Below are 1,862 nucleotides of genomic sequence, written 5' to 3' on the forward strand. Positions count from 1 at the left end.
GGCCGGGGCGCGGGTGCCGGTGCTGGCGCTGGGGTCCAACGCGGCGCCGGGGCAGGTGCGCCACAAGCTGACGCGGCTGGGGCTGCCCGCCGTGGTGCCGGTCGCACCGGCCGTCGCCGGCGGGCTCGGCGTCGGCGTCTCGGGGCACATCAGCGGCCCGGGGTACGTCGCGGCGGCCCCGTACGCCGACGGAGCCTCCGAGTCGCGGCTGTGGGTCACGTGGCTGGACGAGGAGCAACTGCGCGCCGTGGACGGCACGGAGCTGCCGCACTACGGGCGGGCGCTGCTGCCGGCCGCGGAGTTCCCGGTGCGGCTGCCGACCGGGGAGCGGCTGCCGGGCGCGTACGTCTACTACAACGCCCGCGGCGTCCTGGCCGGCGCGCACGGCCGCCCGCTCCCCCACACCCGGGACCAACCCGCCCTCCTCGCCCGCCTCCTCGCCGCGTCGTCCCGGCTGCGGGACCTTTTGGGCCCGACACCGCGCGACTGGGTCGCCCGCGCGGGGGCCGACGCGGTGGTGCGGGAGGCGGGGACGCGGATCTTCCGCGAGGAGGGCTGGCTGCTGCCGGAGCGCGCCTTCGCCGCGTACGACGCGGGGGCGGGCGGGGGTTAGGAGCGCGCGGTCACTCGGCCGCGGGGGGCTCCGGGGCGGTGGAGTTGGCGATCGTCTCGTGGTGGCGGATGACCTCGGCGATGATGAAGTTGAGAAGTTTCTCCGCAAATGCCGGATCCAGCTTGGCGCTCTCCGCCAGCTCGCGGAGGCGGATGATCTGGCGGGCCTCGCGGGCGGGGTCGGCCGGGGGCAGGTGGTGCGTGGCCTTCAGCCGGCCGACCTGCTGGGTGCACTTGAAGCGTTCGGCGAGCATGTGCACGACGGCCGCGTCGATGTTGTCGATGCTGTCGCGGAGCCGGGCCAGCTCGGCCCGTACATCGGAGTCGGAGAGGCCGTCCATGGCCGACGGGGACGTGGAGTGGTCGGTCATCGGGCCACCGTAACAGGGGCGGGGCCGCTGTCAGTGCCGGCTGTTACCTTCCTGGGCATGGCAAACGTGCAGGCGGGGGCGGATCGGCGGGCGATGGCCGCGGCCGCGGTGACGGTGGTGCTGTGGGCGTCGGCGTTCGTCTCCATCCGGGACGCGGGCGAGCACTTCAGCCCCGGCGCGCTGGCGCTCGGCCGGCTGCTGGCGGGCTCCGCCGCGCTGGCGCTGATCCTCGCCGTGCGCCGCGAGGGGCCGCCGCCGCGGGCTGCGTGGCCGGGTATCGCCGTCTCCGGAGCGCTCTGGTTCGGGGTGTACATGGTGGCGCTCAACTGGGGCGAGCAGTTGGTCGACGCGGGCACGGCCGCCATGGTCGTCAACGTCGGGCCGATGCTCATAGCGGTGCTCAGCGGCTGGCTGCTGAAGGAGGGCTTCCCGCCGGCGCTGCTCGCCGGCCTGGCCGTGTCCTTCGCGGGCGCCGTGGTGGTGGGCATATCGATGTCCGACGGAGGCAGTTCCTCGCTCGGCGGGGTGCTGCTGTGCCTGCTGGCCGCCGCCACGTACGCGAGCGGGGTCGTCAGCCAGAAGCCGGCCCTGGCGCACGCCTCGCCGCTTCAGGTCACCGCCTACGGCTGCATGACGGGGGCGGTGCTGTGCCTGCCGTTCGCGGGGCAGTTGGCGGGGCAGCTCGGGGACGCGCCGCTGTCGGCGACGGCCAACGTGGTGTACCTCGGCATCTTCCCGACGGCGCTGGCCTTCACGACGTGGGCGTACGCGCTGGCGCGGACCACGGCGGGGAAGATGGGCGCCACGACGTACGCGGTGCCGGCGCTGGTGGTGCTGATGTCCTGGGCGGCGCTCGGCGAGGTGCCGGAGGCGGCGACG

At 75.1% G+C, this 1,862-nt stretch carries 3 protein-coding genes; 2 read left to right on the top strand and 1 reads right to left on the bottom strand.

What is annotated here, in order from left to right; translation table 11 throughout:
• A partial coding sequence (locus tag H5J30_RS30535; RefSeq protein WP_181790687.1) for a hypothetical protein occupies positions 1 to 613 on the top strand: 613 nt, incomplete at its 5' end.
• Positions 614 to 623: 10 nt separating this feature from the next.
• Here the strand turns inward: H5J30_RS30535 and H5J30_RS30540 are convergent.
• Positions 624 to 983 (bottom strand): chorismate mutase, encoded by a 360-nt coding sequence (locus tag H5J30_RS30540; RefSeq protein WP_181790689.1) that lies wholly within the window; start codon positions 981 to 983, stop codon positions 624 to 626.
• A 93-nt stretch (positions 984 to 1,076) separates the two neighbouring features.
• Between H5J30_RS30540 and H5J30_RS30545 the strand changes: the two genes are divergently transcribed.
• On the top strand, positions 1,077 to 1,862 hold a 786-nt coding region (locus tag H5J30_RS30545; RefSeq protein WP_181790691.1), incomplete at its 3' end, for a DMT family transporter.

Source organism: Streptomyces phytophilus (assembly GCF_013870535.1).
GTDB lineage: Bacteria > Actinomycetota > Actinomycetes > Streptomycetales > Streptomycetaceae > Streptomyces > Streptomyces phytophilus.